This window comes from Colwellia sp. RSH04 (genome assembly GCF_003545765.1).
Taxonomy (GTDB): Bacteria; Pseudomonadota; Gammaproteobacteria; order Enterobacterales; family Alteromonadaceae; genus Colwellia.
This window is the reverse complement of sequence record NZ_QXIO01000002.1, coordinates 38,079-64,053: the sequence shown is the minus strand read 5'-3', so window position 1 is coordinate 64,053 and position 25,975 is coordinate 38,079. Positions and strand designations below refer to the sequence as shown.

The 25,975-nt window shown below is 35.3% G+C and carries 23 protein-coding genes and 1 riboswitch; of the genes, 8 read left to right on the top strand and 15 right to left on the bottom strand.

Annotation, left to right across the window (positions count from 1 at the left end; genetic code table 11):
- Window positions 1–37: 37 nt before the first annotated feature.
- Window positions 38–712 (bottom strand): response regulator transcription factor, encoded by a 675-nt coding sequence (locus tag D1094_RS03795; RefSeq protein WP_118958775.1) that lies wholly within the window; start codon window positions 710–712, stop codon window positions 38–40.
- Between the two features lies 1 nt (window position 713).
- Window positions 714–1,040: a PepSY domain-containing protein gene (locus D1094_RS03790; protein WP_118958774.1), complete on the bottom strand. Its 327-nt coding sequence runs from the start codon at window positions 1,038–1,040 to the stop codon at window positions 714–716.
- Between the two features lie 225 nt (window positions 1,041–1,265).
- On the opposite strand from D1094_RS03790, the gene D1094_RS03785 reads away from it, so the two are divergent.
- Window positions 1,266–2,141, top strand: a complete 876-nt coding sequence (locus tag D1094_RS03785; RefSeq protein WP_118958773.1) for a choice-of-anchor H family protein — start codon at window positions 1,266–1,268, stop codon at window positions 2,139–2,141.
- 71 nt (window positions 2,142–2,212) lie between these two features.
- Window positions 2,213–3,166: a DUF808 domain-containing protein gene (locus tag D1094_RS03780; RefSeq protein WP_118958772.1), complete on the top strand. Its 954-nt coding sequence runs from the start codon at window positions 2,213–2,215 to the stop codon at window positions 3,164–3,166.
- Here the strand turns inward: D1094_RS03780 and D1094_RS03775 are convergent.
- The 6 genes from D1094_RS03775 to D1094_RS03750 all read right to left on the bottom strand — a co-directional run bounded on the left by D1094_RS03775 (window position 3,163) and on the right by D1094_RS03750 (window position 7,703).
- A complete protein-coding gene (locus tag D1094_RS03775; protein WP_118958771.1) occupies window positions 3,163–4,170 on the bottom strand; it encodes an NAD(P)H-quinone oxidoreductase in 1,008 nt (335 codons plus the stop codon). The genes D1094_RS03780 and D1094_RS03775 overlap by 4 nt on opposite strands.
- 27 nt (window positions 4,171–4,197) lie before the next feature.
- Window positions 4,198–5,028, bottom strand: a complete 831-nt coding sequence (locus tag D1094_RS03770) for an ABC transporter substrate-binding protein (protein ID WP_118958770.1) — start codon at window positions 5,026–5,028, stop codon at window positions 4,198–4,200.
- A 115-nt stretch (window positions 5,029–5,143) separates the two neighbouring features.
- Window positions 5,144–5,824: a peptidylprolyl isomerase gene (locus tag D1094_RS03765; RefSeq protein WP_259337811.1), complete on the bottom strand. Its 681-nt coding sequence runs from the start codon at window positions 5,822–5,824 to the stop codon at window positions 5,144–5,146.
- A 95-nt stretch (window positions 5,825–5,919) separates the two neighbouring features.
- Entirely contained in the window at window positions 5,920–6,258 is a 339-nt protein-coding gene (locus D1094_RS03760; RefSeq protein ID WP_118958769.1) for a HopJ type III effector protein, read from the bottom strand.
- A gap of 51 nt (window positions 6,259–6,309) precedes the next feature.
- A complete protein-coding gene (locus tag D1094_RS03755) occupies window positions 6,310–6,564 on the bottom strand; it encodes a DUF2999 family protein (RefSeq protein WP_118958768.1) in 255 nt (84 codons plus the stop codon).
- 92 nt (window positions 6,565–6,656) lie between these two features.
- Window positions 6,657–7,703 (bottom strand): CNNM domain-containing protein, encoded by a 1,047-nt coding sequence (locus D1094_RS03750; RefSeq protein WP_118958767.1) that lies wholly within the window; start codon window positions 7,701–7,703, stop codon window positions 6,657–6,659.
- Window positions 7,704–7,935: 232 nt separating this feature from the next.
- On the opposite strand from D1094_RS03750, the gene sbcB reads away from it, so the two are divergent.
- Window positions 7,936–9,378, top strand: a complete 1,443-nt coding sequence (gene sbcB / locus D1094_RS03745) for an exodeoxyribonuclease I (RefSeq protein WP_118958766.1) — start codon at window positions 7,936–7,938, stop codon at window positions 9,376–9,378.
- A 60-nt stretch (window positions 9,379–9,438) separates the two neighbouring features.
- Here the strand turns inward: sbcB and D1094_RS03740 are convergent, their stop codons facing one another.
- Together D1094_RS03740 and D1094_RS03735 are read right to left on the bottom strand one after the other, a co-directional pair.
- A complete protein-coding gene (locus D1094_RS03740; RefSeq protein WP_182440092.1) occupies window positions 9,439–13,125 on the bottom strand; it encodes a collagenase in 3,687 nt (1,228 codons plus the stop codon).
- Between the two features lie 236 nt (window positions 13,126–13,361).
- Window positions 13,362–14,246, bottom strand: coding sequence for an NAD(P)-dependent oxidoreductase (locus D1094_RS03735; protein ID WP_259337830.1), 885 nt, complete (start codon window positions 14,244–14,246; stop codon window positions 13,362–13,364).
- Window positions 14,247–14,420: 174 nt separating this feature from the next.
- Between D1094_RS03735 and D1094_RS03730 the strand changes: the two genes are divergently transcribed.
- Complete coding sequence (locus D1094_RS03730; protein WP_118958764.1) at window positions 14,421–14,900, top strand: glutathione peroxidase; 480 nt, start codon at window positions 14,421–14,423, stop codon at window positions 14,898–14,900.
- 79 nt (window positions 14,901–14,979) lie between these two features.
- Here D1094_RS03730 and lysC read toward each other — a convergent pair whose 3' ends face one another.
- Together lysC and D1094_RS03720 are read right to left on the bottom strand one after the other, a co-directional pair.
- A complete protein-coding gene (gene lysC, locus D1094_RS03725; RefSeq protein WP_404851440.1) occupies window positions 14,980–16,353 on the bottom strand; it encodes a lysine-sensitive aspartokinase 3 in 1,374 nt (457 codons plus the stop codon).
- Between the two features lie 113 nt (window positions 16,354–16,466).
- Window positions 16,467–16,672, bottom strand: a riboswitch (Lysine riboswitch).
- A gap of 135 nt (window positions 16,673–16,807) precedes the next feature.
- On the bottom strand, window positions 16,808–17,263 hold the full coding sequence (locus D1094_RS03720) for a DUF4124 domain-containing protein (RefSeq protein ID WP_118958762.1): 456 nt from the start codon (window positions 17,261–17,263) through the stop codon (window positions 16,808–16,810).
- Window positions 17,264–17,506: 243 nt separating this feature from the next.
- Between D1094_RS03720 and D1094_RS03715 the strand changes: the two genes are divergently transcribed.
- Window positions 17,507–18,229: an ElyC/SanA/YdcF family protein gene (locus tag D1094_RS03715; RefSeq protein ID WP_259337810.1), complete on the top strand. Its 723-nt coding sequence runs from the start codon at window positions 17,507–17,509 to the stop codon at window positions 18,227–18,229.
- 28 nt (window positions 18,230–18,257) lie between these two features.
- Here the strand turns inward: D1094_RS03715 and D1094_RS03710 are convergent, their stop codons facing one another.
- Window positions 18,258–19,016 carry a Nif3-like dinuclear metal center hexameric protein gene (locus D1094_RS03710; RefSeq protein ID WP_118958760.1) on the bottom strand — a complete coding sequence of 253 codons (759 nt, stop codon included), beginning with the start codon at window positions 19,014–19,016 and terminating at the stop codon, window positions 18,258–18,260.
- Between the two features lie 287 nt (window positions 19,017–19,303).
- On the opposite strand from D1094_RS03710, the gene D1094_RS03705 reads away from it, so the two are divergent.
- A complete protein-coding gene (locus D1094_RS03705; RefSeq protein ID WP_259337809.1) occupies window positions 19,304–21,889 on the top strand; it encodes a TonB-dependent siderophore receptor in 2,586 nt (861 codons plus the stop codon).
- 46 nt (window positions 21,890–21,935) lie between these two features.
- On the opposite strand, the gene D1094_RS03700 is transcribed toward D1094_RS03705, so the two are convergent.
- Complete coding sequence (locus D1094_RS03700) at window positions 21,936–22,700, bottom strand: class I SAM-dependent methyltransferase (protein ID WP_118958759.1); 765 nt, start codon at window positions 22,698–22,700, stop codon at window positions 21,936–21,938.
- Between the two features lie 89 nt (window positions 22,701–22,789).
- On the opposite strand from D1094_RS03700, the gene gloB reads away from it, so the two are divergent.
- Both gloB and D1094_RS03690 read left to right on the top strand, forming a co-directional pair.
- Window positions 22,790–23,587 carry a hydroxyacylglutathione hydrolase gene (gloB, locus tag D1094_RS03695; RefSeq protein ID WP_118958758.1) on the top strand — a complete coding sequence of 266 codons (798 nt, stop codon included), beginning with the start codon at window positions 22,790–22,792 and terminating at the stop codon, window positions 23,585–23,587.
- A gap of 137 nt (window positions 23,588–23,724) precedes the next feature.
- A complete protein-coding gene (locus D1094_RS03690; RefSeq protein ID WP_118958757.1) occupies window positions 23,725–25,362 on the top strand; it encodes a LysM peptidoglycan-binding domain-containing protein in 1,638 nt (545 codons plus the stop codon).
- 52 nt (window positions 25,363–25,414) lie between these two features.
- Here D1094_RS03690 and D1094_RS03685 read toward each other — a convergent pair whose 3' ends face one another.
- Window positions 25,415–25,975 carry a hypothetical protein gene (locus tag D1094_RS03685; protein ID WP_118958756.1) on the bottom strand — a complete coding sequence of 187 codons (561 nt, stop codon included), beginning with the start codon at window positions 25,973–25,975 and terminating at the stop codon, window positions 25,415–25,417.

Sequence of the window (25,975 nt, the reverse complement as noted above, 5' to 3'; positions counted from 1 at the left end):
GGACAGTTTAAATTGAAATAGCTACATAATAACTTCATTAATCAAGTGACCTTAAACGATAGCCAGCGCCTCGATGTGTTTCAATGAAATTATAATCCCCTTGGGGATCAAGCTTCTTACGAAGCCTTCTTATAAAGACTTCAATTACATTTGAATCTAGGTCAAAGTCTTGATCATATATATGTTCAGTTAACGCCGATTTTGATTTTACTTGGTTTTGGTTGAGCATTAAGTATTCAAGTAGACGATATTCCGAACTACTTAAAGAAATGTCTTCACCATTTACGCTTACTTCAAAGCTGGAGGTGTTAATTGAAAGTGCACCATTAGTCATTATGGGGCTTGCTTTACCAGCAGCTCTTCGAATTAATGCATTCAGACGTGCTAATAATTCTTCATTATGAAAAGGTTTAGTTAAATAATCATCGGCACCTGAATCTAAACCTGACACTTTATCTTGCCAATTATTTCTTGCTGTTAAAATTAATACCGGATAGCCAATATCTTGCTCGCGAACTGACTTTATCAGGCTAATGCCATCAATTTTTGGTAACCCTACATCAATAATGGCTGCATCATATTCATATTCAGTTGCCTGAAACAAGCCATCTTCACCATTATCAGCAACATCCACTGAATAACCGTATTTTTCTAGCGTGATTTTTAAATTTTGCTGTAGGTTTATATCATCTTCAACAAGTAACAAACGCATATTATTTACCTTTTATTCGACCTGACTTTGCATCAACAACGACTGAAATAACATGACCATTTTCTCGAACTAATTTTACCCGATACGCAAGGCTATTTTTACTATTCAGTTTTTTTACTTTTAACACTTTACCGCCGTAAGCGCTTTTCACGACTTTTGCAGCATGTTGAGTATTCTTAATCACATATTTTTTTGACTGATTGCCAGAACTTTCAGCTTGAACGCCCATAGCAAAAGTATTTGCGTTAAAAGCGTGTGAAAAAGAAGAACAAACAAAACAGGATAAAAGTATTAAAACAACATAACTATTTTGCACAACTTGTTTCATCTACACCTCCTTAAAGAACTTAACGTATCAAGCTAGTGTAAAAGATCAACCAAGCTAAAGAAAGTTAACTTATATAAGTTATTTACAATAATTGTTGATGACTTATTAAAGCATCTTGTAGATGAACATTAACTGAATATAATACTGTACTTTATTATGTTCAGCTTTTATTCAGTTTAGTCATGATTAACTCATATCTACTTCAAATAGCTTTTAGGTATTAATATGATTAATTTACTTGCAAAAACCTTTACCACCACAATGTTATTAATGTACTTAACAACCAACGTAAATGCTGAGTCATTAGTACTATCACATGAACAACAAAATATAATTGATAGCACAACGATAAAAGTTAACTCGCAAGGTAGCTTTAAAAGACAAATTAACAACACTGATGTCTTAGTTACAACAAAAAGACTTAACAAAGATAATAGTAGCTACAGTGGGCTTACCCGAGAAGAACATTTAAGACTAAAATCTCTCTCTAAAGTTATTAGTAATAACGTAATAGAAAACAAAGAAGATAATAAAAGCCGCTATAACCTATCGGTAAATGCCCGGTCCAACAGTTTTTATCATGATAGTTATAGTATTTATGATGCCTTCAGCTATTTATTAACAGATGTAGATTATGATGGATATTACCAAAGCTTCTCAATAATCTTTGACGCAGATTATTACCCAGTCGACTATATTAATTACGCCAATGTTTATGCCGAGCTTTACTTAAGTCATAACGGAGGACCTTGGATTCATTACTATTCAACCGACATATTTACGCTATATGGTCAATCTGAAGAAGATGAGTTTGAAGTAAAAACAACCTTACAGCAAGGCTTTGTCTCAGGTGAATATGATGTACTGATTGATTTATACGATGCTGATTATGATGAGTTAGTCGTTAGCTATAATTCTGATGATAACAACGCACTGTATGCGCTACCGTTAGAGAGTGAAGAGTACGATCACGTTTATGAATCTGAAGTAGTGTATAGTTCAGGTGGTAGTTTTAGTGTTATTGCACTTGTTTTCTTGAAATTTTTACTTCTTCACAAAATTTCACGTCCTACTTTTTTAAGACGCTCTAATAGTCAATAGTCATTGACCAAGTAAGCCTTGATTCATATAGTATTGATTAATTTACTTTAATTTATCAGCAGGAAATAATAATGGCAGGAGCTAGTTTACTCACTTTACTAGACGATATTGCACTTATACTCGATGATGTTGCGGTGTTATCGAAAGTAGCAGCAAAAAAAACCGCAGGAGTACTTGGTGATGACTTAGCCGTTAATGCTGAACAACTTTCTGGCGGTATAAAGGCAGATAGAGAGTTACCTGTGGTATGGGCTGTATTTAAAGGTTCACTGATTAATAAGTTTATACTAGTACCTATCGCACTGTTGTTAAGCTATTTTTTACCCATTTTGATAACACCATTATTAATGATCGGAGGTGCTTATCTTTGCTATGAAGGGTTCGAAAAAGTTTGGCATAAATTTGTCCATAAAGATGAAGTACAAAAAGATCATAAAAATTTAGTCGCTGCACTTAAAGATACTCAAGTTGATATTCAAGAGTTTGAAAAAGAAAAAATTAAAGGTGCGATTAGAACTGACTTTATCTTATCTGCTGAAATTATAATTATCGCCCTAGGGACGATAACTGATAAACCTATTGGAATGCAGATTATCGTTTTAGCTTTTATTGCGTTAGCAATGACAGTTGGTGTTTATGGCTTAGTCGCTGGTATTGTAAAAATTGATGATGGTGGCTTAAGGTTATTAAAAGATAATGGGATAAACCTTTGGTCTAAATTTAAGCGTCAATTGGGTAGAGTTATGCTTAGCTTTGCCCCAAAACTTATGAAGTTTTTGGCCATAGCTGGAACTATTGCAATGTGGCTAGTAGGTGGTTCATTGATAAGCCATGGTATCCACATAATAGCCCCTTATATCAACTTACTAAGTGATAATGTTGTTAACATACCAATGATAGGTAATACGCTGAAAATAATGACCCCGATACTCATTGATTTAATAATAGGCTTTACTCTAGGGGCTATTCTTGTTTTTGCCCAAACCTTAATCACATCTATATTTAAGAAGCCGTCAAAGAGCTAAGGTAAAGTAAGTACCACTTTACCTATAGTTTGATTACTTTGAAGTTTATCATGTGCCTGTTCGACCTTTTGCCACGCATAGCAAGTATCTATAACAGGCTTAATCTTTTTATCAGCCAACAGCGACATAAAATCGTTTTTAAATGCTTTTATGAGTGCTGATTTATAATCGTCAGAACGATTTCTTAATGTCGAGGCCTTAATGGTAATTCTTTTACTTAATAACTTAGCTATATCTACAGGATCACTATAGCGACCTCCAAGCATTGCTAGCATAACAATACAACCATCAAGTGCGCAGACAGCAATATTTTTTTGTAGGTAATTACCACCGACAACATCTAAGATGACATCATAACCATTTCGATAATGCTCTTTGCTCCAAAGTACAAAATCATTTTTATGATAGTTTATGGCATGATCAGCACCTAACGAAAGACACGCTTTAACTTTAGTATCGCTCCCAGCCGTCACTGTTACATTACATCCAAGTGCTTTAGCTAACTGTATAGCTGCCGTACCCACACCACTTGCGCCAGCATGTATCAATACATGACATTGTTTATTAACTTTCTTTTTATCGTGGATAATAGATTTAATATCACCAAGTAAGAACAAGCTTTGATAAGCAGTTAAAAACACTTCAGCAATAGCGGCTCCTTCAATTACGGTAAAGTCTTTCGGTAAGGGTAATAAATGCTCAGCTTTAACTTTCACATACTCAGCATAACCACCGCCTGGGACTAAACAAAAAATAAGGCTACCAGTTTTAAAGTTTGATGGATTAACAGATGAGCCAATCGCAACGATAGTTCCGCAGACTTCTAATCCTAAAATGGTCGACTCCCCATTAGGCGCCGGGTATTTACCTTGTCTTTGCAATAAATCAGCACGATTAACGCCTATTGCTGCAACTTTTATTAGACACTCGTCAGGTGCTAAAAGTGGTTTTTCGATTGTTTGTATACTGAGCGAATAATCATCATTTACGTTAATGAAATTCATTAAGTTAAACCTAAAAATAAAGACTGATTACAGTAAACCATCATCATTGATTTGCCATTTCGTTTTAATCTTATCTAATTCACCACTATCTTTTAATTGTTTAAAAGCGAGTTTAAATCGTTTAACTAAGGCAGGGTCAGATTTTTTACTTAATGCAATATCAAGGGAATTATCAAGCGCAGGAGCACTAGCAATAGGCATTAACAAACTGTCTTGGAAACCTAAATCAAGTGCTTGTCTTTTTATTATAAGGCTATTACCTAACACCATATTTACTCGGTGATTAAATAACATTTGTATTGGTTGATCATTGTTCACAACCCGATAAACATTATTAAATCCCTTTTGAGTTAAGTACTGTTCAGAATTGTGTTCATTCGTTGCAGCAACAGAAATATTCTTCAACTGTTGAAGGTCACTAATAGGTTGTGAAAAGTTAGTGTTTAAGCCCCAGAAATGAAATTGCTCATACCTTAAAGCACCAACCCAATGAAATTGTTCATGTCTGCTTTCTGTATGAGAAATTGAATAAATTAAGATGTTCTTTTCATTGAGCGCTCTATCATAGGCCCTTGCCCACGGCACAACCTTAATATTGGCTTCATCTTTCGTTATTTCAAATAGACGATGAATCACTTCAGTGGCATATCCACCTATTGAACCATCGTCATTTAATTGTTGAAATGGCGGTAAATGCTCAGTTAACACTTCGATGGTTTGAGCTTTTATAGTGAAACTAGCAATAAGAGGTAATAGCGCTAAACCTAAACATACTTTTTTAGAAAAATTGTTAGTAAATAACGCTAGAGTACAAATATCATTTGATAATATATTTTTTCGAATAAATTTTAAATACATGCTACAACATAAAACACAACTTAATAATGGTAACAATATATTAACATAGAACCCAATATGCAATCATAAATTAATTATTATTTGTACAAGAGTATAAAACTATGTAGTGAATTGTTTACTCTTTATCCTGCACTTCATCTTCAACGAGAATAGTTGCTTTGATTATTTTTATTTCTTGTGTAGGCTTTCCTCTTCTACTTCCAAGTTTTTCAATCGCTTGCAATGTTGTTTCTAATCCTTGGGTAACTTCACCAAATACAGTATGTTTACCATCTAAAAATGTTGTTGGTTTAAAAGTAATAAAGAACTGACTACCATCTGTATTAGGGCCTGCATTTGCCATACTTAACATCCCTGCTTTTGTATGTCGTGCTTTACCATCAAACTCACCAGCATACCTGTAGCCTGGGTTACCGCGACCATTTCCAAGTGGGTCTCCACCTTGCGCCATAAATCCTGGAATAACCCGATGAAAGGTTAAATCATCATAAAAACCGAGTTTCGATAAATAAATAGTACTTGAAACGTGCATAGGCGCATCTTTATGCAATAGCCTAATTTTCATGATGCCTGCACTAGTTTCTAAGTTCCAAAAATATGTTTTTCCTTCTGTAAAGGGTAACAGTTCTGGCTTCGTTAATTTTGTTTTCCATTTGGCATCAGTTTTATCAATATTTTGAGAGGCTATAAACTGCTGTACTCGCTTTATTGCTAGATCAGGTCCGCAGCAAGCAGACAAAAAGATGACCAAGCATATCGGCAGAAGAATTTGATACTTACTTAACATATGTTTCATGATTTTCCTTTTATTATTCTATTTATTCGTTATTCGTTATTCGTTATTCGTTATTCGTTATAAATTGTGTATACAAAAGTCGTTAATAAGAAACATTACTTCACAATGAGAGGTATCGAATCAAATGTAACGCCAGCCCAGCCAGTTTTCATAAAATTACGAATATTACCGTGGTCATTTCCCTCAGCATTTTGTAATACATCTTTACGATAGTAGTCACCAAAGCATGCTAATGTTTGTTGTTCTGACAGATTATTGAGTTTTGCAAAATAAAAAATTTTACAAGAACCTTCATTTGTCCCTTTATCATTATGTAATGTGCCATTACTAAAATCACTGCCAACATAATCATAATGCTTTTCTATGACGTCAATAACTTCTTTAAAGCTGACTTGCTCTGGTTCCTGAACTAGTTTATTTATTAAATTTTGCATTAGACTAAAAGTACTCTTTCAATTTATTGTTTTATTGATAAAAAACTATACTTACGGATTATTTAATTTTTCTTTGGCTGCTTCTACTTTTGAAAAATCTAAGCCTAATTCTTCAACAGCTTCTTTAATCAACTGAGGCTGTGTCATAACTAACCCCATTAAAGCTTGTAATTTCTCTGCAGGAATGCCAAGTTCACCAATCAACGACATGGCCATCATTGGGTTGTCCGTTAGCGCCTGAAAAAGTTCAGTTACTTTTTCATCTGACACATTTTGCTCTTTTAACACTTGTAAGATAGGGTTCATAATCAATACTCTCTTTAATTTACAAAATACTAAGTTACCTAGGGAACTTACATTATTAAAATGGTTATTCTGACATAGTCAATCTTTTGCTATTAATCAGAACTATTAGATTTTTCTTTTTTTAATTTTTTTCTATATTTAGATTTAGCGAGTTTTTGTAAGTCTGCCACTTCATCCGTTTCGTCAACTATTTCTCGGCCTAAAAATGTTTCAATCGCATCTTCTAATGTAACTACACCAGCAGTTTGACCAAAATGATCTTCTACAACAAAGATATGTTCATGGCGTTTTATAAATAAATCTAATAGAACTAATACAGGAAGGCTTTCAGAAACACGGCCAATTTTAGTTGAAATAGTACAAATGGTATCTTTTCCTTTCCCTTGCCTATCAGCTTCGTATAAATGATTTTTAATAATTACGCCTGTAATGTTATCAATTGAATCTTCATAGATAGGTATACGCGTAAAATTAGCCGTTTTAATATTGGTAATCGCATCATTAATACTAACATTGTGTTCTAAAGCATGAACAACGCTTCTAGGCGTTAAAATCTCTTGTGTTTTTGTATCACGCATTTGAAGAATATTTTCTAACAACAGGCTTTCTTGGTTATCTAAGTTACCTGATTTTTTACTGATTGCTGTTAGTGCTTTTAACTCTTCTCGACTATTTATTGGTTGCCCTTTTTTACTAAATAATTGAGTGAGTAAAGAGGAAAGCCATACTAGCGGATACACTAATTTTATTAATATAGAAATTATGTAAGCCGATGGAATGGCTAATGTTCGCCAAAAAGTAGCGCCTAGTGTTTTCGGAATAATTTCAGAGAAGTACAAAATTGCTAAGGTAAGCAAAAATGCAATAAGTGTTTCTTTTTGCTCTCCAAATAGTTTAATCGCCTGTGCTCCGACACCAGCAGCCCCCATAGTATGAGCGAAAGTATTTAATATAAGGATACTTGAAATTGATTGATCTAAGTTACCTTTGATCTTAGAGAGCATTTGTGAACCTCTCGCTTTAGCCGCGACTTTTTGCGCAACATAGGTAGGCGTTACTGACAGCAACACTGCTTCTAAAATTGAGCAAAGAAATGAAACGCCAATAGCAACGAGAAGATAAATGATAAGCAAAGACATAGTGTTATTTATTAGTAACCTGAAAAGATAATCTCAAAAGATATTAACATGATATCAACTGAAGTTAGCTATTGAATAGTTAATTTTTATTACAAATTCATCATAGTAATAAATAACAAAATTTAAATAGATGGTAATAAATATTGTGATGTCTGATAATTCCTCAGATAATCATTATTAACACAACAATATTTAAAATTATTTCGTAAAGTAGGAAGATAGTTTGAACAAAATGAACAGTACCATCCTCTGGCACGATTATGAAACTTGGGGAGTATCACCTAAGTTTGATAAGCCTTCCCAGTTTGCAGGTATTCGCACCGATCTTGAATTAAATATTATTGGCGAGCCAGAGATGTTCTACTGTCAGCCACCTAAAGATTATCTGCCACATCCTGAGGCTTGTATGGTTACAGGCATAACACCTCAACACGCTCAAATGAACGGTTTAAATGAATCGGATTTTGCAGCAAAAATTCACGAACTTTTTAGTCAGCCTAATACCTGTGTTGCTGGTTACAACAATATCCGTTTTGATGATGAAGTAACAAGGTATTTGTTTTATCGCAATTTTTATGATCCTTACGCCAGAGAGTGGCAAAATGGAAACAGTCGTTGGGATATTATTGATATGGTTCGTGCTTGTTATGCGCTGAGACCCGAAGGCATTAATTGGCCAACGGTAATGAATGAAGAAACAGGTGAAGAGCGTGTTAGCTTTAGGCTTGAATTATTAACTAAAGCCAATGGTATTGCTCATGAAGCAGCACATGATGCTATGAGTGATGTTTACGCTACCATTGCTATGGCTAAGTTGATTAAAGATAAACAACCTAAACTCTATGAATTTATTTTTAATTTGCGAAATAAAAAACAAGTTGCTGATTTATTAAACGTAGCTGAAATGACACCCATTGTTCATACCTCATCTAAAATTTCATCTGAACATGGTTGTACGAGCTGGTTTTCACCAATAAGTTATCATCCCGTTAATAAGAATGCGGTAATTTGTGTCGATTTAGCAAGGGATATTAGCCCTTTATTTGATTTAACAAGCGAAGAACTCAAAGCCAGACTTTATACCCGTTATGATGATTTAGCACCAGATGAACTCCCAATACCTATTAAGCTAATACATATTAATAAATGTCCTATTGTTGCGCCGGCTAAAACATTATTACCAGAGAATGCAGAAAGGCTGACAATACCTCGTGAATACTGTCTTAAAAACTTTGCTTTACTGAAAAAACACTCTGAACTAAGGGAAAAGCTAAGCGATATATTTACAACTAGTGCTTTTGATAATGAAGCAAAGGTTGATGCTGAACAAGCACTTTACGGGGGGAAATTCTTTAGTCATGGAGATAAAGCCCAAATGGATATTTTGCATTCACTACAGCCTGAACAACTGGCTTCACACCCCTTTACTTTTGAAGACGAAAGATTAACTACACTTTTATTCAGGTTCAGGGCACGGAACTACCCACACACACTTTCTGTTGAGGAAGGACAAAAGTGGCAACAATATTGCCAAAATAAAATTATGTATGGTGGAAAAGGAATACTGAGTGCTGATGAGTTTATGATGAAAATTGAAAACCTTGCTCATGAGCATGAAGAAGATAATGAAAAACTATTAATTTTAAAAGCATTATACGAATATATTCAACAGTAAAAAATTTAAAAAGCCAGTATTAATACTGGCTTTCTCTTCATAACAAGTTAACTTTAAGTATTAACCTTTAACCTTCATCTTTGCTTTTCTTCGACAAATACTCAGTATAAGAACTAATAGCATCATTATATTAAAGCTACCAGCTGAACTATTGTTCACACTTGAATCTGTTCTCAATGCATTATATGGATACGCATCAGCGTTATCACCTACACCATCACCGTCTGAGTCTTTAGTCTCAGTAGCATCATTTGGGAAGGCGTCACTATTATCACCGACACCATCTCCATCACTATCCATAGTTTCTGTTGCATCAAGTGGGAAAGCATCTGCGTTATCACCGACGCCATCTCTATCCATGTCACTATGCTCAGATGGGTCCTCGGGAAATACATCTCGGTTGTCACCAACGCCATCTCCATCAGTATCATGAGTTTCTTTAGGATCTAGAGGAAAGGCATCGGCATTATCACCTACACCATCACCGTCTGAATCTTTAGTTTCTGTTGCATCATTTGGAAAAGCATCGGCATTATCACCTACACCATCACCGTCTGAGTCTTTAGTTTCTGTTGGATCATGTGGAAAAACATCAGCATTATCCCCTACGCCATCACCATCTGAATCTTTACTCTCACTGGGGTCATCAGGGAAAACATCATTAATGTCTAAAACACCATCTTCATCCCTATCAAAAGTAGACGCTGTAACAGTGAATTCATTTGATAAAGTAACAGATGATAATAAGCCAACGCCTAAACATTCGTTATTTTCAGTGGTTAATACTAATCGTCTTAAGTTATACCAATAATCAGCTTCAAAACTTTCACCTTGTTTTAATGTCGCATATAAAAAGTCGGTTATAATTTCTCCTGTTAAATTATCGACTCTATATAAGTTCATCGTTGTTTCTGAGTTGTTCACAATTGAAAATTGAGACGATTCATCACTGATAAGGTGTTTCTCTAATAACTCACAACTACCAATGGCATTATCTTCGGGTAACACTTCTGGCTCTGCCGCATCAACAATATGACTCTCTTCAATAACAAAATCTGATTCTGTATAATTGGTAACACCAACGGCAAGGCAATTTAACCTTGCATCAGCTACCATTACACGTCTATTTCCATACCAAAAATCAGCACGGTAACTTTCCCCATAGGCCAACGTAGCATATTTATTACTATAGATAGGCTCCCCGGTCAGATCATTTACTCTAAAAATATGAACAGGATAATTAGTCGTATTGGTGATAGCAAAATCATGAGATGTCGTTTTAGGAATATGTGGCTTCATTAAGTCACAGCTCCCCAGATTATTTTGCTCTGGTAATACTTCTTCAATTACATTTTTTGTTATCTCTTGTGTAATCGTATAATTATTTACCGCATCAGTTAATACCGCAACAGCAAGACAGTTTCTATTACTGTCAACTAGCATCATACGATCATTTTGACTCCAAAATGTTGAGGTAAAACTTTCTCCTTGTAATAACGTTTGATAATTCTTTGAGCTATTAACAACCCCTGTCGTATTGTTTATCCAAAACAGAGAAATCGGTAATTTAGTGGTATTAGTTATGGTAACCAAATCAACCGCTGGTGAATTATACGCACGTACATACTGTTGTTCTAGCGTGCATTGTCCTAGTTGATTACTTTCAGGTATGTTAGCTGCAATGGGCGCTGTCGTATTTGAAACAGATAGAACATAGTCTTCAAAACCAGCTGAGCTTTTATCACTAATCGCTTTTAAAGTTTCAATATATAGTTCTTTATCGCCTGATTGCATTACGCTAATGAGCGTTTGAATATCTTCAGGGTAACTCTCCATCAAATATCTAATGGCAAAATAACTCCATTGATATAAGCTGTCGTAACCATACGACATGAACAATATGTTATATAACGGAGGAATGGTAAGCCCAGCTGAATCTCTTAAAGTTCTTGGGTGATCATCACCAAAGGCTAAGTATTCCGAAAGGCCTTCTGCCCAAGCAACATTATAATTATAGTAATTATAATCACCTGCTTTAATATACCTTCCATCGAGATAATGGGTATATTCATGAATCAAGTTGTAAATATCATTTTCAGCTTCACATGAATTACCAACCCAAGATTCTGGACATTGCATTGCAATAAATCTGGCTTGGTTTCCTTCATTGCTTGACGTACCTTCTAAATAGATTCCGCCATTATTAGTACTAATACCAAAAAAATCACCCGCATATAAATTGTATTCTTCAGGGCTTGCGAACACTACGACTTCAAGGGTGTCATTATTATCATTATCTACGGGAATATTATTCGTTTTCATCAAATTATGAAATTTAATATCATGATCATTTAATTGTTGGCAAGACTTTGTTAACACATCATTGGTTATAGAGTCTTGTGCTCTAATAGTCACTTGACTATTACATGCGAAAGATACAGTTAAAATATCCTCTTCTTTCACTAATTCTTTACAAAAACCAAACAGCGGATCTTCACTGGTACATTCTCTATTTGCACGCGTAATAAAATGATCTGATATCATCTCTTCTAAATATGCTTGAGTAACTTCTAAAGATAATGATTGATGAATTTCTTTAATAATACCGTCAATTCTTTGTTGAGCATCATCATTGGCTATCATGTAAACATTGGCTAAAAGATAATATGAATAATATGTGAACCAAGTTAAATCATAATCACTCGACCAGCGTCTATCTAAAGACGTTTCACCAAGTAAAACAAAAGATCTAATAACAGATAAAGTATCAAGCATATTATCATTAACAGCTAGATTTATTGATGACACTCCATAACCTAAAGTGTTTCTAAAGTCAGACATTAATTTAATCAAGGTATCAGTAGCGCTAGGCAAACCATAAGGATTGCTTTGTAATGAGTAGTATTGAATAAGCGCAAGTATATGAGGAAGGTGTTCTGCATATAAACGACCATGTGTTCTAGATTCAAAGGGGTATAAAGCATCTAAATAAAGTTGGTGTAATGTGGAAGAATCATCACTTGCATTAATAAAGTCTGACATTTTAGCGACAGCAACTAGTGCAGTGCTGATGATTTCAGCCTCTTCATCTGGCATATAATAATATTTATAACTATATGGGTACACATAAGGGAGTAATGCTAATAAGTCACTGTCATTAATATCATCAAGCGAAGCCATATAATGAATAGCATGGGCAACATCAATTATTGATCCAGGATTGGCTTCTGCAATAGCGCTATAATCACTTTCCTGTGCGGCTATAATTTCATTCACAATCGCTGAAAATTCGGTTTTAGACGACAAACTTGCTGGAGGAATATCTACAATGACATTGGTATCATATACAATAAAATCGCCCAGAGGTTCAGGGATATCACCACCAGTCACTGAAACATATAAGGTCATTTCACTGACATTTCCTCCTAATGAGAAGTAACGAATCCCTGCTGGAGAAATAAACGAAAGTGTTTCGTCATTACTATTAGGGTTATCAACACTGGCTTCAAGTTTATCGTTATCCCATGATTCATTAGAATACAACTTTATTGTTGCATCTAGCGTACCTTCAAAAGTTCCGCCAGAAGTTGTAATAGTGACATTACTATTATGATAAGGAATATTTACTTTTAAATAATGACCATAATCAGTGAGACAGAAATTCTGATTTGCAATGACAGTGGTTTGCCTTTCAAGTGTTTTTTCACCGCATAACTCTGCGCTAAATCCTTTAGTAGGATAAAGCATGAAAAACAAAAAAAGATATATATAGGTAGGTTTAAACAACATAACGGACCTCACAATTGAAATCCGTCTCAATACAATAAAAAAATTTACAAACAGCTATATTGTACAACAAATATACAATATATCAAGATTGCAATTTAATACAAAATATAACTGAAAAACATGCAGTACTAAAAAAAAGTATAGACACACGTCTTAGTTTTGCAAAAAAAGTATCATATTATTTTATATATCAACTATTTGTAACGAGAAATCAAACTTGAGGTATCCCACCTATTACCGCCATTTTCTTGTATTTCTTGGTAAAAACTATCTACCATTTTTGTCATCGGTAATTCAACATTGTTTTTTTCAGCTTCATCAAAAGCTATGGATAAATCCTTTCTCATCCAATCAACAGCAAAGCCAAAGTCAAATTCATTCGCAAACATAGTCTTATATCTATTTTCCATTTGCCAAGAGCCCGCAGCTCCTTTTGATATAGTTTCAACTAAAGCGTCAGGATCCAAACCTACCTTTTTAGCAAAACTAAATCCTTCAGCTAGCCCCTGAACAACTCCAGCTATACAAATTTGGTTTACCATTTTAGCAAGTTGCCCAGCCCCAATACCTCCCATCAATTGACTAAATTTGGCATATGAGGCCATGATAGGTTTTACTTTTTCAAATACCGCTTTATCGCCACCAACCATAACAGTTAAAACGCCATTTTCTGCTCCTGCTTGTCCACCAGAAACGGGAGCATCTAAAAAGAATTTACCTTGCGCTTCTGCCAGTGCGCCTAATTCTTCAGCCAAGTGTGCTGACGCTGTTGTGTGATCGACTAAAATACACCCCTCTGATAGCCCTGCTAAAATTCCTTGAGAGCCCAATGTTACTTCTCTTACATCATCGTCATTACCTACGCAGCAAAAAACAATATCACAGCCCAAAGCCGCCTCTGCTGGCGTATTCGCTTTTCGACCATCAAATTCTTGTTGCCAAGCGCGTGCTTTTTCAGAATTTCGATTAAATACGCACACATCAAAACCAGACTTGGCAAGATGTCCTGCCATTGGGTAACCCATAACACCTAAACCAACAAATGCAACTTTCATTTGATCAACCTTTTTAAGACAAATAAATTTGTTTAAGTGTACTGAAGTTTTAGTATATGCTCTAGAGTTAACGACACTTTTGCGCAAAGCGGTGTTTAACTTTTTTAATATTTCAACAAAGATAAACAATTCCTAGGTTTCGCCCTGTGCTTTTTTTTTGGAAATTGAATATATGTAAAGAACATATAAGGATAAAACGTGAATAATATTTATCAATTTAAGGCAAATAATTATCGAAATGAAGAAGTAAACTTTAACCAATATAAAGGGCACGTTTTATTGATTGTTAATACCGCAAGTGAATGTGGTTTCACCCCACAATATAAAGGATTACAAAATCTATATGATCAATATAAAGCCAAAGGCTTCGAAGTGTTAGCTTTCCCTTGTAATCAATTTAAACAGCAGGAAAAAGGTGATAATCAAGAAATAAAGCAATTTTGCGATTTGCATTTTAATATCTCGTTTCCTTTATTTGCGAAAATAGAGGTTAACGGAGTTAATACGCACCCGCTTTATAACTTTTTGAAAGAAGAAGCTCCTGGTATTCTTGGCTCTAAAAGTATCAAATGGAATTTCACAAAATTTTTGGTCAATAAAGAAGGAAAAGTCGTCAAAAGGTTTGCTCCAACAACAAAGCCCGAGAACATAGCAAGCTCTATTGAAGCGATATTATAATAATCATTAAACCGAGCTCAAAGTAAAAAGCCAATAAAAAATTTATTGGCTTTTTACTGTTATAAGTAGCAAAATTTATTTAAGCAAATAACGTATCATGAAGCTTTTCTACCACATCGCTTGCATCATGTTCATTCACTAAGAAACATAAGTTATTACTACTAGCACCATGACAAATTAATCGAATATTTGTGTCATTAATCGTTTCAAAAATGGTTTGACCAATACCTTTAGCACTGTTTAATCCATTGCCAATAACGGCAACTAATGATAAACCGTGCTCAACAGTGACTTCACAAAGTTGTTCCAACTCTTCCACGACACTAGTCGTAATTAACGCCTGTGTACTACCACTTGGGTTATCAAAAGTTAACGCGACACTAATTTCACTGGTCGTAACTAAATCAACACTCAACTCATATTTAGCCAGAATAGAAAAAACCTGAGCTAAGAAACCGCTAGCATGAAGCATCGCTGGACTTTTAACTGTCACTAGCGTTTGCTCTCTTCGTAGCGCTATTGAACGATAAGTCGGTGTAGATTCGACTTTTTTCTTTATTTGTGTGCCCCCTTTTTCAGGCTCCTTACTTGAGCCAACAAAAACAGGGATATTACAACGCATTGCGGGTATAAGTGTTGCAGGATGTAATATTTTTGCACCAAAAGTTGCCATTTCCGCAGCTTCACCAAAACTAATCTCTTTAATGGCTTTAGCTTGATTGGTAATTCGTGGGTCGGTAGTAAAAATTCCCACTACGTCAGTCCAAATAGCAAGACGATGACTACCTAAAGCTTCGGCTAATAATGCCGCGCTATAATCAGAGCCACCACGCCCTAAAGTGGTTGTATTTCCTAAACCATCTTGACCAATAAACCCTTGGGTGACTATCACGTTTTCACGCAACTTAGGTAATAACAATGCTTCACAAGATTGCTTCAATTGTTGCTCATCTACAACCGCTTTGCCGTATAAACTGTTAGTTTTCATCACTTGCTGAACATTAAAGTATTCACCTGCAACATCGATGGTTCTTAAAACTTGAGCAAAAATACGAGAGCTAAGCTGTTCGCCATATGACAGAATGGCATCTGCGTTTTTAGCGCTATATTGCGTTGACTGAGACAAGGCAACTTGTGCTAATTCATCTAACAATGTATTTATTGCCTGATTTAAGGTTTGCTCAATATTTTCATTAAAGTTTTGCGTGATATTAAACTGAATTGCGGCAATACTTTGAATAATACTCTGCTGCTCTTCTAACGAGACATTTTCTTGCCCTAAACGCACAAGATGGTTAGTTACACCAGCACTCGCAGAAACAACAACAACACGCGTATTTGGATCATTCTTAATGATATTGGCACAACGTAACATAGCAGCATAATCGGCAACACTGGTTCCGCCAAATTTCGCGACAGTTAACGATGATAAAGATAGGTTATTCGAATTCAAAAATTTTCTCCCAATTAACATATACTTTGCTTTGATATAATTAGCGAAAGTATTGGAAGAGCATGACTGAGCAGTTTGGTAAGCTAGCCTGAAAAACAGACTTTAAAACTTTTTCAGCCAGAAGCTCTCCACCTTTTGTTATATAAACAATTACGTTAGGTGACAGCCCTAAGGATTCAACCTTAGTGACCGAACACGATATGCCACACATATCAATGCCCTCGGCGATAGTCTCCCTCAATAACGCTTATTAGAATGTGGTTCCAAATACCCTAAGGTATAACGTTATTTACCTAGCTACCGCACCTCTTCTGGTGCAGATTAAACTTGAGTAATTACTTAAATTTAATCGCGGCGGTATTAAACCTTATATTTTCGATAAAAGCAACAGCCTTTTAGACGTCTATTAAATATAAAAACAATAAAGGTAACTTTCAAGCTATCGATAAGGTGCCTACTTACACATTTTTTTGATATTTTTTTCTAAGGCTTGTATTTTCTCTGTACGGTCTTCTTCAGAAATATAGGTTTGCTTTCCGTCAGCATCTACATTGACAATGCGCCCTATATTTTTCAGTGTATTTAAATCGCTCTTAAATCCATTACACAACTCTTTCTTCTTCGCATTTTGTACTGCAAGTTTATCTTGTGCTTCTTTATTCACTTCTTTATTTTTATTGTAATCTTCCTGCCACTTTTCAGCGCCCGTAGAGTCGAAGTTATTGCTATTGGCTTGTACTTTTATTTCGCTACTTTCAATTTGAGGGTTAGGCTTATCGCTATAGTGGACTACACCATCTTTATCGACCCATTTATAAACTCGAGCGTCTTTATATTCTTTCGCCGATAGTGGGGATATTAATAAAGAAACTGTGAAAATTGCGGTAAAAGAAATCAAAGATAATTTCATAATAATTCCATTTTTTTAAAATTACGTTCAGAATAGGTAAAGTAAACTAGTTAAGTTTACAACCTAAATTCTCCGTAAGAGTATAGTGTCGCTCATATTTACTTATTTCGTATACAATTTCAAGTAAAAAACCACTGCTAGATTAGGTATTTATTGATATAGTAAATTATACATTTTTTCACGAAACTTTAATTATTTATGCTAGATGTATTTCTTATAAAGAAAGTGTTAACAGTATTATTGATGCCAATTAACATTGTGATTATTTTATTAATTACCGGGTTGATTTTTAAGCGAAGAAAAGCAAGGTTCAGCTCATTTAACATCAAGTCAGCAGCAATTATACTATTCGTCTGTGCATTTGCCCCAATATCAGATAGATTAATGTATTCGTTAGAGTCATCATACCCTGTTTATATTCAATCAACTAAGCAGGTAGACTATATTGTTGTATTAGGTTGTAATCATACATCCACAACGTTATTACCCGCTACAAGCGAGTTAGCAACGTGTTCATTGCAAAGAACTGTTGAAGCTTTTCGGTTATACAAGTTACACCCCGAAGCAAGAGTGATAACTTCAGGCTATGCATTTAGCGACGAAGTCAGTAATGCCAGTAAAGTTAAAGAAGCATTAGTTTTAATGGGTATACCTGAACAAAAAATAATACAAGAAAACTTCGCTAAAGATACTGAAGAAGAGGCGCAACTGATATCACCTAGAATACAAGGGACTACATCAATACTAGTAACCAACGCTAACCATATGCCGCGTGCTATAAGTTACTTTTTAAGCCAACATGTTCAGCCCATTGCAGCGCCAACTGGGTATTGGGTGAAAGATATCAACAGCAGTAAACATTGGGGATATTATGTACCCAGTAGTAAGAAGCTAGAACAAACATCAATAGCTTGGTATGAATACTTAGGTTTAACGGTGCAATGGATAAAAGCACTCATTGTTTAAGTGCTTTAAATTAATACATCAAACAGATTTAAACAGGGTTATCTATATCTATAAATTTAACTTCAATATTAAATTTCTCATGCAGTAATTCACCTAGAGCTTTCACCCCATAACGTTCTGTCGCATGATGCCCTGCTGCAAAAAAATGAATATCCATCTCGTGGGCAATATGCGTTGTCTGTTCAGATACTTCCCCCGTAATAAAAGCATCTATACCCTGCTCTGCTGCGAGTTCTATATACCCTTGTCCGCCTCCAGTACACCATGCAACTGTTTTAATGTCTTTGTCACTTGCTGGTGAAATATGTAAACATTCTCGGTCGAGCTTTGTAGTTAATAAACTTTTTAAGAATTGTCCTGTTAAACTCTCATCGAAATGTCCTTGCATGGCCACACTTACAGGGTTACCAACCTCTAAAGGAGCGACCTTTGTTATACCTAATAATTTAGCTAATTGAGCATTATTTCCGACTTCCGGGTGTATATCTAAAGGGAGGTGATAAGCAAATAAATTAATATCATTTAACAGCAATGATTTAATTCGATCGTGTTTCATTCCACGGATAACGTACGATTCATTTTTCCAAAAATAACCATGGTGCACTAAAATCGCATCAGCTTTTTCTTTAATCGCTTTATCAATTAATGCTTTTGAGGCAGTAACTCCCGTTACAATTTTATGAATGTCTGACTTGCCCTCTATTTGCAATCCATTAGGGGTAAAGTCTTTTATTAACTCAGGCTTTAAGTACTCTGATAAAAACTGTTCAAGGGCTAATGATTTCATATCTGTTCTGTTATTTTATAAAAGCTTAATAATACGACAACCTTTATAACTTTTATAGAAAAATACTTATCTAAATATCCGTTTTGAACAAATGCAATATTTAATACATTATACAACGCACATTTCGTTACCTTTTGCAAATATTTATTTGTTTCATGTTATGGAAGTTTTTGCTATAACTTTTACGCTTTTAATTTATATCGCAGCATCAAGTAGTTATAACAATAACTATTGGTTGAATAAATTAGGAATAAAAAACAAAAACATAATAATATAGGAAATATTCAATGATGAATGTTAGAAGGAATAAATCTCTACTCGCACTAAGTATAACAACCGCTATTTTCGCATCTAATAGCTTTGTTGCTTACGCCGCTGAAGACGTAGAGAGAATCGAAATCACGGGTTCTCACATTAAACGCACTAATATGGAAGGTCCCTCACCTGTTACGAGTCTGTCGCAGGAAGATATTCAAAAAACAGGGGTAACTGATTTAATCAGTTTATTCACCAAATTACCTATTTCTGGTCAAGGCACTTTTTCTACTCAGGCAAACAGTAGTGATGATACAGCGAACGGTGGTTCATCTGTTTCATTACGTGGACTTGGCGCAGATTCAACATTAATCTTAATAAATGGTCGTAGAGTCTCTGTATCTCCTTTCGCTAAAGGCATAGATACCGCATTTGTTGATATTAATAACATTCCCTTATCGGCGATTAAACGGGTTGATATTTTAAAAGATGGTGCATCAGCAACCTATGGTTCTGACGCGGTCGCCGGTGTTATTAACGTTGTACTAAGAGACGACGTTGATGGTGCAGAGATTTCTGCAAAGATAGGCGATACTGCTGATGGTGGTGGTGAAGAACAAAGTATAAACCTTGTATTTGGTAATAGTACCGATAACACCAACCATACCTTTGTATTAGAGTATTTTAACAGAGAAGAAGTAATGTATTCCGATAGAAGCTTCTCTGCTACAGCAAACCAAGCTGCAAGAACGGGTGATCCAGATGCCACCGACTTTAGAAGTTCTGCCGGTATTCCTGGTACAATTGCTTTAGCCTCAGACCCTTCTAACAGACGTATCGATCTATACGGTAACGATATATGTGCACCAGAAGATCAAGATTTGGCCAACAATTTATGTCGTTATGATTATGCTCCTTATATGACAATGATTCCTGCAGCTGAACGCTTCAGTTGGAATTACATGGGTAAATATGAAATTAATGACACCATCAGAGCTTTTGCTGAGTTAAATGGTCAAAACTCTAAATCTACGGTTAGAGGTGCTGGTAGCCCAAGCTTTAATGAATTGTTTATGAGTGGTGATAATGTAAATCATCCTTTTGCTAACATGCCTGACGATGAGTTTTACATGCAAGATTTAACCATGCGTCGTAGAACCGTTGATATAGGTAATCGTGAGAAGCGCGTTGATTCTGATTATTATCGTGCAATATTAGGTTTACAAGGTGAATTTAAAGAGTGGAGCTGGGAAGCAGCATATAGCTATATTAAGAGCTCTTCTGTTGAGCGTGGTGTTAATGGTTTTCCAAATTCTCGTCGTACTCAAGAAGCAATTGATAGTGGCTTATGGGACCCATTTGAACCTTCAAGCAACTCTCAAGAAGCGTTAGATTATATTGAAACAACAACCACCCGTGTTGGTAAATCAACCATGAAATCTTTCGATTTTAAAGTATCGGGTGCGTTAATGGACATGACACATGGTGAACTGATGTTAGCCCTTGGTACAGAGTATCGTGAAGAATCAATTAGCGACAACCCTGATGATCAATTCCTTCGTGGTGAAGTTTTTGGTACTGAAGCAACACAAGCCAATGGTTCACGTGAAAACCTTGCTATCTTTGGTGAGTTAGCGATTCCTGTTATCGAGAATTTAGAAGTACAAATTGCAGTTCGACATGAAGAATATAGTGACTTTGGTACAACAACCGATCCTAAAATATCCTTCTTATGGGCTCCAACTGAAGACTTAAGTTTACGTGGTTCTTATGGTACTGCATTTAGAGCGCCCTCTTTACATCAATTAGGTTTAGGTCGTACAGATGAATCACCTAACCTAGTAGATACAATGCGATGTGCTGCCATTGGAAACCAAGATAGAGCGTGTGAACCTCAAGAGTACACCGCGGTATTTGAGGGTAACCCAAACTTAGGCCCTGAAGAGTCAGAAAGTTATAATTTAGGTGTTATTTATAATATTACTGAAGATTTAAACTTCTCTGTTGATTATTACAACTACGACATTACTGACATTATTGACTCAGATACCCAATTTGTTATGGATAACTTTGGTCTTGATCAAAGTATTGTTCAACGTCGCCCTACTTCAATTGCAGGCGATCCGGGTGAAGTCATCCAAGTAAATGATAGTTTCCAAAATATAGGTGACTTGCAGACTTCTGGTATTGATTTAGACATTCGCTATGCTTTAGATACCGAATCTGGCATGTTTAAATTTGGCTATGTCATGAACTATGTACTGAGTTTTGAAGACTACAAAGGCACAGAAGAAGGTGGATTTGAACAACCTCAAATGCGCTGGACAACTTCGGTAGATTGGACTTTAAATGACTTTAGTGCAACTGCGGCATTAAACTATGTTGATTCATTTGAACAAGAAGCATCATTAAAACTTAATAAAAAAGTTGATTCTATGATGACTCTTGATGCGTCTATTAATTATTTTGGTATTGAAAATACGGTATTAACGATTGGTGCAACTAATTTAACCAATGAAAAACCGCCGTTTGCTTATCATGACTTTATGGGCTTTGCGGTAAATGTTCATAGTGGTCAAGGTCGTTTCGCTTACTTACAAGCAAAATATAAATTCTAAAATGAATTCATATTAATAAAATAATAAAAGCCGTTAACAACGGCTTTTATTTTATTTGCCTTTTCATTACCTTCCGCTCTGGAACTCGCATACTAGGTGCCTTTACTGGGTTGAATTCAGTTCGAATGTTCCATTTAGGTTTAATAGGCGTTAAAGGTAACACCCTTTTTTTAGCCACTATCACGTAAACCGAACCAAGAGAGGTTAAAAACCTTTGGGCGAAACTTTGCCAAGACTTAGCCACAACATTCTCGTTTAACTGTCCAACTAACACGCTATGAATACAACGCTGATCTGCCAATATTTCAAACCCCATTAAATGTAACCAATCTTTTACCCGCATAGGATGAAAGAAATGTTCATTCCAAGGTATCGATTTTCTTCGATAAGGAACAAGTTTATTTAAACCCGCCAAACTCAAAGGATTAAAGCCAGTAATAACAAGGTAACCATTAGGAATTAATACTCGATTTGCTTCTCGAATAACATGATGGGGATCTAAAGAGAACTCTAACGCATGACTTAACAAGCATACATCGACACTGTGTTCTTGCAGGGGTAAATCGTCTATGTCGGCAACAATATTTCCCCCTCCTGTTTTCGTTGTACAACTAAAGTGATTACTAATTTTACATTCATCAGTATTAACTTGTTTACTTAATGCGCCAATTTTTGCCAGATGATAACCAAAAAACTTTTGCCACCAAGGCTGCAATTGCTCTTCAATTGCCGCTAAGATAATATCTCCATTAGGTAATTCTTCCCAAGCGTTTGGATAATGGGGCTGACGAAAAGCTAAGGCTGGTTTCATTTAATGAAATTCCGTAAAAAGGTAAGAAAAGATATATACTTAATCACTATAGTACTTAAGTATATATCTAGAAGAGAATAATTTTCCATATGAAAAGTTTGCAATATGACATTCTGCCTATCAGGGCATTCAATGATAACTATATTTGGCTTATCAAACCTAGTGCAAGTCAATATATCACTCTAGTAGATCCAGGCGACGCTAATGTTTGTCTACAATACATTGAAGAAAACAAGTTAATTCTTCATACCATATTAATTACCCATCATCATAATGATCATATTGGTGGTGTGGATAAATTAAAAGATTACTGCAAAAGCAAAAACTGGCCTTTAACAGTATATGGGCCGCTATCAGACAACATCCATTGCGTCACCGTCGATGCGATAGCGGGTGGTATAATTAACATAAAAGATACTTCACTTAGTTTTAACGTATTGGCATTACCAGGCCATACTCATGGTCATATCGCTTATGTTTCTGACAATGAAGTGTTTTGTGGTGACACCTTGTTTTCTGGGGGGTGTGGTCGTATTTTTGAAGGTACACCTACTCAAATGTTTAACTCTTTAAGTAAACTTGCGAGTTTACCCACCTCAACTAAAGTCTATTGCGCTCATGAATATACTATAGCTAATTTAGCTTTTGCCAAAGAGGTAAACAACTCAAATAGGCACTTAATTAATTACATAGATGAAGTAAAATCATTACGTGAGCAAGGTAAACCAACAATACCAACATCTATTGAAAAAGAGTTGCTCATTAATCCATTTTTACGATGTAATGATGAAGAAATTATTCAATCGACACAAAGGTATTCAAATCAGAAATTATCGTCTGATGAAGCGGTATTTACTCAGTTGCGCGTATGGAAAGACAAGTTTTAACCCTAGTACATTTATGCTATGGTGCGTTATTAATTTTCAAATTGTTAAGTTTTGTTAGGTAATTTTTCTTAAAAGTACATTAAAAGTAAACTTCCCTTATTTTAGGTAACAAAACACCCACGAATTATTGGTTTTTCATGAAACATTATTTATTACCTGCATTATTTTTGATTGGCGGTTGTCAAAGTACATTACAACCAGAAGACGTAAATCAAGCAAACAACCAAAACACTGAAGCTGCCAGTGTAGAAGAAATTAATCACGCATTACTCGCAGATGAAAGTATTGATGTCTATCACCCTGTGGCAGATGTTGACTTTTCACTTAATAAAGAAGCGATAACCCGCCACGATGATCTATGGAAAAGGATTAGGGATCAACTTCAATTTGATATACCTGAAAATAAGCGTTTAAAAGCTCAAAGAGACTGGTATGTAAAACACCCTAATTATTTAAAAAGAGTCGCCAAAAGAGCTGAGCCATTTCTTTTTTATATTGTTGAAGAGTTAGAAAAAAATAATATGCCCATTGAGTTGGCCTTATTACCTGTTGTTGAAAGTGCTTTTGATCCCTTTGCTTACTCTCATGGCCGCGCCTCTGGTATGTGGCAGTTTGTGCCTGGTACAGGTAAACGCTTTGGTATGAAACAAAATTGGTGGTACGACGGTAGAAGAGATGTCGTTGCATCAACTCAAGGCGCTATCGCTTATTTAAAGTATTTACATAAGTATTTTAAAGGTGATTGGCTATTGGCTTTAGCTGCCTATAATTCAGGTGAAGGTAGAGTAAGTCGTGCAGTAAAGAAAAACCGTAAAAATAACAAACCAACTGATTTTTGGTCATTAAAGCTACCAAAAGAAACGAAAGCTTATGTTCCTAAGCTACTCGCGTTAGCTGATATCATAAAGCGTCCACAAGATTTTCAATTAGCCTTGTATCAAATAGATAATAAGCCAGTAATTAGCCAAGTAGATATAAAATCTCAGTTGGATTTAGCCAAAGCAGCTCAATTGGCAGAGTTATCATTAACAGAATTACAGCGATTAAACCCAGGCTTTAACCGTTGGGCAACTGATCCTGACGGCCCTCATCACTTATTATTACCAAACCAAAAAGTTGATAAATTTGAACAAGAACTTGCCAAATTAAGTCAATCAGATCGTCTTGCTTGGCAACGTTATAAAATTAAAAGTGGTGATAACTTAGGTGCTATTGCTAATAAATTCCACACCAGTATTGCGCTTATTAAAGAAGTTAATAAGGTTCAAGGGACACAAATTAGAGCAGGAAAGTATTTATTAATACCTGTGGCAGCAAAATCTCTTGATAATTACATCTTATCTTATGATCAACGTATTGCTAAAAAACAAAGCAGACCGCAAAAAGGTAATAAGGTTATCCATACTGTCGTATCTGGCGATAACCTATGGGATATAGGCCGTAAATACAAAGTAAACAGTAAAAGCATTGCAAAATGGAATGGTTTTGCGCCAAGAGACACCTTGAAACTAGGTCAAAAGTTAGTCATTTGGCAGAAGCCTAAAACAACATTAAGCAATGTAAAATATAATAAAGCCAGTAATGTGGAAACTGAGCAAGCCATCATGAGGAACATCACTTATAGAGTGAGACGTGGTGATTCATTTGCCAGAATAGCAGACAAATTTAATGTTAAAATTGCAGATATTGAACGCTGGAATAATTTAAACCGTAAAAAATACCTACAACCTGGCCAACGGTTAAAACTTTCTGTAGACGTAACTAATAATATTTAAGCTTTAACTGACGTTATTATGTAACAAATTATAGTCCCCTGAACTCACTTAGTTACAATCTTTCGCCAGTAAAATCAATGAACAGTTTTTGATTTTGCTGGCTATTTTTTTCATCGGTATACTCTAGCGTTACCCATAAACGCCAAACCATGGTTTCTTCTGTACAGTTTGCCAATAAACTTTCCGCTTGATAACGAGCCTTTTCATGCTCCGTTGAGTTATTTATGTGACTTTTTTCTGATTTTTCGGTGATTAGATCAATTTGATTAAAGAATAAAGGGACTTGTCCCATAAACATATCTCGTCCTTCAAGATAAGCATTTACCTTAATTGCTTTACTTTCAAGCTTACTAGAAAGTGTTAATAATATACTAAATGGTATTTCTGCTTTAATGTTATTAATTACCTCCCCTGCTTTATTCGTCTTGTGAACAGGTTGTTGCTGTTGAGAAAATTCAATAGTTACATTGACTATTTCACCTTCAACTACACAATCTGATTGACTGGTTATACAGTCAAAATTATAAGGAGGTATAATCTTTTTAGACTCAATAGTTGGCTTACAGCTACATAGTACAAACAAGGACAGTGTGACAAAAATACGTTTTAACAT